9 protein-coding genes are annotated in these 6,117 nt (G+C 33.2%); 3 read left to right on the forward strand and 6 right to left on the reverse strand.

Annotated elements, in window-relative coordinates; translation table 11 throughout:
• Positions 1-46: 46 nt before the first annotated feature.
• Both HKP48_RS05240 and HKP48_RS05245 read left to right on the forward strand, forming a co-directional pair.
• Positions 47-271: a hypothetical protein gene (locus HKP48_RS05240; RefSeq protein WP_296343557.1), complete on the forward strand. Its 225-nt coding sequence runs from the start codon at positions 47-49 to the stop codon at positions 269-271.
• A 152-nt stretch (positions 272-423) separates the two neighbouring features.
• Entirely contained in the window at positions 424-657 is a 234-nt protein-coding gene (locus tag HKP48_RS05245; protein WP_296343559.1) for an insulinase family protein, read from the forward strand.
• Positions 658-743: 86 nt separating this feature from the next.
• On the opposite strand, the gene hisS is transcribed toward HKP48_RS05245, so the two are convergent.
• Positions 744-2,126 (reverse strand): histidine--tRNA ligase, encoded by a 1,383-nt coding sequence (hisS, locus tag HKP48_RS05250; RefSeq protein WP_296343561.1) that lies wholly within the window; start codon positions 2,124-2,126, stop codon positions 744-746.
• Between the two features lie 158 nt (positions 2,127-2,284).
• Here hisS and HKP48_RS05255 point away from each other — a divergent pair, with 158 nt between their 5' ends.
• On the forward strand, positions 2,285-3,529 hold the full coding sequence (locus HKP48_RS05255) for an ABC transporter permease (RefSeq protein ID WP_296343563.1): 1,245 nt from the start codon (positions 2,285-2,287) through the stop codon (positions 3,527-3,529).
• Positions 3,530-3,536: 7 nt separating this feature from the next.
• On the opposite strand, the gene HKP48_RS05260 is transcribed toward HKP48_RS05255, so the two are convergent.
• The 5 genes from HKP48_RS05260 to rpsF all read right to left on the reverse strand — a co-directional run bounded on the left by HKP48_RS05260 (position 3,537) and on the right by rpsF (position 6,076).
• On the reverse strand, positions 3,537-4,013 hold the full coding sequence (locus tag HKP48_RS05260; protein ID WP_296343565.1) for a DUF6495 family protein: 477 nt from the start codon (positions 4,011-4,013) through the stop codon (positions 3,537-3,539).
• 12 nt (positions 4,014-4,025) lie between these two features.
• Positions 4,026-4,889, reverse strand: coding sequence for a glycerophosphodiester phosphodiesterase family protein (locus tag HKP48_RS05265; RefSeq protein WP_296343567.1), 864 nt, complete (start codon positions 4,887-4,889; stop codon positions 4,026-4,028).
• Positions 4,890-4,961: 72 nt separating this feature from the next.
• Positions 4,962-5,423: a 50S ribosomal protein L9 gene (gene rplI / locus HKP48_RS05270; protein ID WP_296343569.1), complete on the reverse strand. Its 462-nt coding sequence runs from the start codon at positions 5,421-5,423 to the stop codon at positions 4,962-4,964.
• Between the two features lie 12 nt (positions 5,424-5,435).
• Complete coding sequence (gene rpsR, locus HKP48_RS05275; RefSeq protein ID WP_296343571.1) at positions 5,436-5,735, reverse strand: 30S ribosomal protein S18; 300 nt, start codon at positions 5,733-5,735, stop codon at positions 5,436-5,438.
• A gap of 2 nt (positions 5,736-5,737) precedes the next feature.
• Entirely contained in the window at positions 5,738-6,076 is a 339-nt protein-coding gene (gene rpsF, locus HKP48_RS05280) for a 30S ribosomal protein S6 (RefSeq protein ID WP_296343573.1), read from the reverse strand.
• Positions 6,077-6,117 lie beyond the last annotated feature (41 nt).

The raw sequence follows: 6,117 nt of genomic DNA on the forward strand, positions 1-6,117 counted from the left end.
GTAATTTTAGAGTAACAATACATAGATAGGTTTTTAGATTAATAAATTGAAATTCAATACTTTAATTTACTTAAAATCTATCTTTTTTGCTAATAAATTACCCCTAAATATTAATCGAACTCAGGTTGGTGGTACAAAAAATAAAATACCTGAACAGTTAGAGAACGAGATTGAAAGTTTGGGTGCACTTATCAATTCTTACGCCACAGATGACGGGGCACATATCACAGGAAGTCCTTTATCTAAGAATTTTGATGCGACTATGATTTAGTCACTAAAATTCTATTAGAACCACGTTGGGACGCCAAAGAATTTGACCTCGCCAAACAAAGCACAAAAAGTAGTATTCAAAGACAAAAAGCTAATCCAAATGCTATTGCTGCTAATGAATACGCCAAATTATTATACGGAAAAGGTTATATCTTGGCACAAAACAGTCAAGGTACGGAAGCATCAGTTGAAGCTATTACTCTTAATAACTTAAAAGAATATTACAACAGTAACTTAACGCCAAAATTAGCCTCATTAAATTTGGTTGGTGATATCTCACAAGACAAAGCTATTTCTAATCTCGAAACCATTAACCAAAAATGGGAAACTAGAGATGTGGCATTTCGCATACTTGCGGAAATCTTCGCGGATTTTCTTTGCCTGTAATTATTTATTAAATTAGTTGCTTAAATATCGCAACAAACCATATATAAGCGCGTTATGCTACATATTAATCCTTAAGACTTATGCTTTTATTTCAATTTAAAAATAAGATTTTCTAGACTTACCGTTTCTTGGCTTCCTGAAACCATATCTTTTAGCGTAAAACTATTGGCCTTTAATTCTTCTTCTCCAACCAAAACAACAAAAGGAATCTCACGCTTATTGGCATAATTCATTTGCTTTTTCATTTGCTTACCAGAAATTACCCAATCTGGATATAACTCAGCATTAACGCCTTCATTTCTTAAAGCAGTAACCGCTTTTAAAGATTCTAAAGCTTCGACTTCACCAAAATTAATAAATAACACTTTAGTATTTTCTGTAACTGATTCTGGGAATAAACCCAACTCCTCAAGAACTAAGTAAATACGGTCTAGCCCAAAACTAATACCTACACCACTCATATTTTTCAGTCCAAAAACACCTGTTAAATCATCATAACGTCCTCCTCCACCAATAGAACCCATATTAACGCCTGCTGGCGCAGAGACTTCAAAAATGGCACCTGTATAATAATTTAATCCACGAGCTAAAGTCACATCTAATTGAAGCTTTGCTGTTTTTAGCTGTAATGTAGAAATAGTTTTGTTGATAAACTCTAATTCTTCAATACCTTTTAGTCCAACTTCTGAGGTATTTAAAATCTGCTTTAAACTTTCAATTTGAAAACCAAAATCACCTGATAGAACAAATAAAGGTTGAAGTTTAGCAATACCATCTTGAGAAATACCTTTAGAGAGCATTTCTTCTTTTACCTTCTCCTCTCCTATTTTATCGAGCTTATCTAAAGCGACTGTGAAATCTATTAATTTATCTTGAGCGCCAACAACCTCAGCAATACCAGATAATATTTTACGATTATTAATTTTTATGGTAACACCTTCAAGATGTAATGCTGTAAAAACACCGTCATAAAGCTGGATAAATTCTACTTCTTGAAATAAAGACCTACTTCCTATAACATCTGCATCACATTGGTAAAATTCTCTAAAACGTCCTTTTTGTGGGCGGTCGGCACGCCAAACAGGTTGTATTTGGTAACGTTTAAAAGGGAATTCTATGTCGTTTTGGTGCTGGACAACGTAACGTGCAAAAGGCACAGTTAGGTCGTAGCGCAAGGCTTTCTCTGAAATTTTTGAAGTGATAACAGTTTCTGATTTTGACTGATAATCCTCATCGGATATTTTCTTTAAATACTCACCAGAATTCAAAATCTTAAAAATCAGCCTATCACCTTCATCACCATACTTACCCATTAATGTTTCAGAGTTTTCAAAACTTGGAGTTTCAATGGGCTGAAATCCATAGACCTTAAATTGTTGCTTTATAGTTTCTATAATATAACTGCGTTTTGCAACAGTTTCTGCATTAAAATCTCTTGTGCCTTTAGGTATGCTTGGTTTCTGTGCCATATTAATATCTCACTAAGTGACAATCCTTTTTATTAATCTCAGTTTGTCACAAAAATATTATAAATTTTAGAGGCAAAGCCAAGTAATTTTAAATTTGTAGTAACTTTATTGACATTATTTAGTCTTATAGCAAACTGATCAAAATTCTAGACTTAAAAATGAAAGTTTCTCTTTTTAAAGAAAATATAAGAATTGCCCTAGGCTCCATTAAAGGCCAACTCCTAAGAACCATATTAACCGTAGTTATTATTGGTATTGGAATTATGGCTCTTGTTGGTATTTTAAGTGGCGTTTCTGCTTTAGAAAATACAATTTCAAGTGATTTCTCTTCTATGGGGTCTAATACCTTTAATATTCAGCGTTACGAGTTTAACACACAGCGTCAAAGTAGCCGTGAGCGGCAAAAGATAAATCCAGTGATTACTTACAGAAACGTAAAAGACTTTCAAGATAGCTATGATTTTCCGTTTACAAAAACGTCAGTTTCTTTTACCGGGACTAGAACTGCTGAAATAAAAACTGAATCCGATAAGACAGACCCAGAAGTCACCGTTTTAGGGGCAAATGAACATTTTTTAGAAAATTCTGGTTTGGAAATTGAAAATGGTCGTGGTTTTAATGTTTTTGATATTACAAATAATAACGCCGTTTGTGTTATTGGTAGTGACTTGGTAAAAGCCTTATTCAAAGATGTAAACCCAGTAGGGAAAATTATTAGTGTTAGAGGCTCTAAGTTTAAAGTGATTGGGCATCTTAAAGAAAAAGGAGCCACTTTTGGAAATAATCAAGATTTACGTGTTATCCTTCCTATTCAAAAAGCGCGTTCTATTTTTACAAATCCGTTTATAAATTACAACCTTAGTATTAAGGTAGATAAAAAAGACATGCTTGAAGGTGCACAAGATGATGCCGTACTAACCTTTAGAAATGTTAGAGGTCTTAATCCTGTGGAAAAAAATGACTTTGGACTAGAGCGTAGTGAAGACTTAATTAATAGAATAAGCAATATCTCTAGTTACCTCTATGTAGCTGCTTGGATAATAAGTATCATTACTATTTTCGGTTCTACAATAGCATTGATGAATATTATGCTCGTTTCTGTAAGTGAGCGTACACGAGAAATAGGTGTAAGAAAGGCACTTGGCGCAAAAAGTAAAACCATTGCAGTTCAGTTTTTTATTGAAACTGTGGTTATTGGGCAACTAGGTGCTGTTCTTGGTATTATTTTAGGAATTGGCATTGGTTGGCTTTTAGCAACTGTTTTTGAGCTGCAATTCTCGACCCCATGGTTTGCTATGTTCTGGGGCGTTACTATCGCCTTTATTGTAGCTGTAATTTCAGGTGTATATCCAGCAACTAAAGCCGCTAAACTAGACCCTATTGAATCGCTAAGGTATGAGTAATACTCTTTTACTTCTGCCCAATTAATTTCTCAAAATACTGAAACAATTCACCTTTAGTGATATTAGCACCTTGCTGAATCATTTTAAAGACGTCCATATGCTTATCGTTTGAGTAACCTTTTTTGGCATTAAAAAACTCGATACTATCAGATAACATATTATCTCTTAACCACTGAAAACCCTCCATTGTGGTTAAATTTATACTAGTGTTATTTATTTTTAGAGCAATAAGATGCATATCTTTTTCTTTGCACTTAAATAAATGCAATTGTTGTGGCGAGATGTGTTCTAAGTATTCGACCTTACTTAACACACCAAACCAAACCAAATCACTAAATACATCTAATTCCTGCTCTGCAGCTTCTGGTTTATTTTTTTTAATATCTGCCCACTCATTAGCGGTTATAGATTGTGTAGCTAAAAAATTAATAAATTCTTGGTGTAATTCTTCAAACTGTTCTTTTGTAAGTCTTGTGTATTTCATTACAAATTCACTTTATTTATTTATTGTATTATTTACAGAAAACTGCCTATCGGTTGCTAACATATCTACTCCTAGATTTAGCCAATCTTTATATAAGTTATCACCTCTCGCTTCAGCCCTTTTATCTAAGTTTCCTAAAGTACCCAACATACATAAAATATCGCTATCGTGTAGTTTTTGAAATAACGATTTATCCGAAAGGCGCGTCCCAGTAAATGCTATCATATTTTTAGTTGGGATTCCAGAATTTAAAAGTGCATCCGCTTCTCTATCATTCCGTGCTGAAAACGAAAACATCATATTTGGTACAAGAGCATAAGCTCTTTTTGCCTGAGCTAAATCATAAGTTATGATAATACAAACATCCTCTGCATCCTTCTCTTTAATAGCATTTATAACTTCGTCCTGAGGAACGCTTCGTTTTATATCTACACTTAATACCACATTATTAGATTTGCTCCACTCTAAAACATCTTTAAAAAGTGGAATTTTAAACCGAGTTTCATTTCCAAAGTCATCTACCAAATTAAAAGCTTTGAGTTGAGTATAGGTTTGGTTTTTTACTAACCCAGTTCCAGTAGTCGTTCTGTCTATTGAATTATCATGCATTAAAACCAGTTTTCCATCTTTGGTTTTAGCCACATCAATCTCGTAAATGGCATCAATCTTATCATTTACATACTTGATAGTTTCTAAACAATTTTCAGGATAGTTCTTAATTGACTTTCCTCCGCGGTGTACGCTTATTTTCGGGGCTTGATTATTTGAATACCTAAATGTCCCTAATAAAATCGATTCTTTGGTAGAAACGTCTTTTTTTTCAGTCTTGCAACCGACTAAAAGAAAACCGAATATCAATGCATGTATAAATCTCATGGTTTGGTTTTAGTTTATAAAAAAACCGTTTAGAAATTAACTAAACGGTTTTTAATAATTTTTGAATACTAACTAAGCCTCTGCGATAACCTCGAAAGTTAAATCTGCAGTCACTGAACGATGTAATCTAATCGCAGCTTCGTACTGACCTAAACGCTTAATGTTACCACCGTTGATAGAAATATACTTTTTATCAACTTCGTGACCTTCTTTTCTTAATGCGTTAGCTAAATCCATATTTGTTATCGAACCAAATAATTTGTCTCCAGCAGTAGCACCTGTACCGGCTTTAGCAGTAATTTTAACATCTAAACCTTTAATAGCTTCAGCAGTCTTCTGAGCCACATCGATTATAGATTTTTCTTTATAGGCCTTTTGCTTTAAATTTTCTGCCAAAACTTTCTTTGCAGAAACTGTAGCTAATATGGCTTGTTTTTGAGGAATTAAAAAATTTCTACCATAACCGTTCTTAACTGTTACAATATCGTCTTTAAATCCTAAATTCTCAACGTCTTGTTTTAATATAAGTTCCATAGTTATGATTATTTATTTTAATAAATCGGCTACATAAGGCATTAAAGCTAAGTGGCGAGCTCTTTTTACAGCTATAGCAACTTTTCTTTGATACTTTAATGATGTACCTGTCAGACGTCTTGGTAAAATTTTACCTTGCTCATTTATAAATCGCATTAAAAAATCTGGATCTTTATAATCAACATACTTAATTCCAGACTTTTGAAACATACAATATTTCTTTGTCTTGTTCGTATCTATATTCAGCGGAGTTAAATATCTTATTTCTCCACCGTCTTTTTTATCTTTTGATTGTTGTTCTAAAGTTGCCATAATTACGCTTTTTGTTGATCTCTTTTTCTTCTTCTTTCAGCCCAAGCCACTGCATGCTTGTCCAATTTTACAGTTAAGTATCGCATAAAACGTTCGTCACGTCTAAATTCTACTTCTAAGGAGTCAATAACTTCTCCTGGTACAGTGTATTCAAATAAGTGATAAAATCCACTCTTTTTGTTTTGGATTGGATAAGCTAACTTCTTTAAGCCCCAATCTTCTTTGGCTATCATCTTTGCTCCTTTAGAAACGAGGAAATCTTCGTATTTCTTTACTGTTTCCTTTATCTGTGGTTCAGATAAAACGGGATTTAAGATGAAAACAGTTTCATAATGATTCATAAAAAATAATTTATTGTTAAAAATGTGTGCAAAAATAACTA

It is taken from the genome of Winogradskyella sp. (assembly GCF_013042245.1).
Taxonomy (GTDB): Bacteria; Bacteroidota; Bacteroidia; order Flavobacteriales; family Flavobacteriaceae; genus Winogradskyella.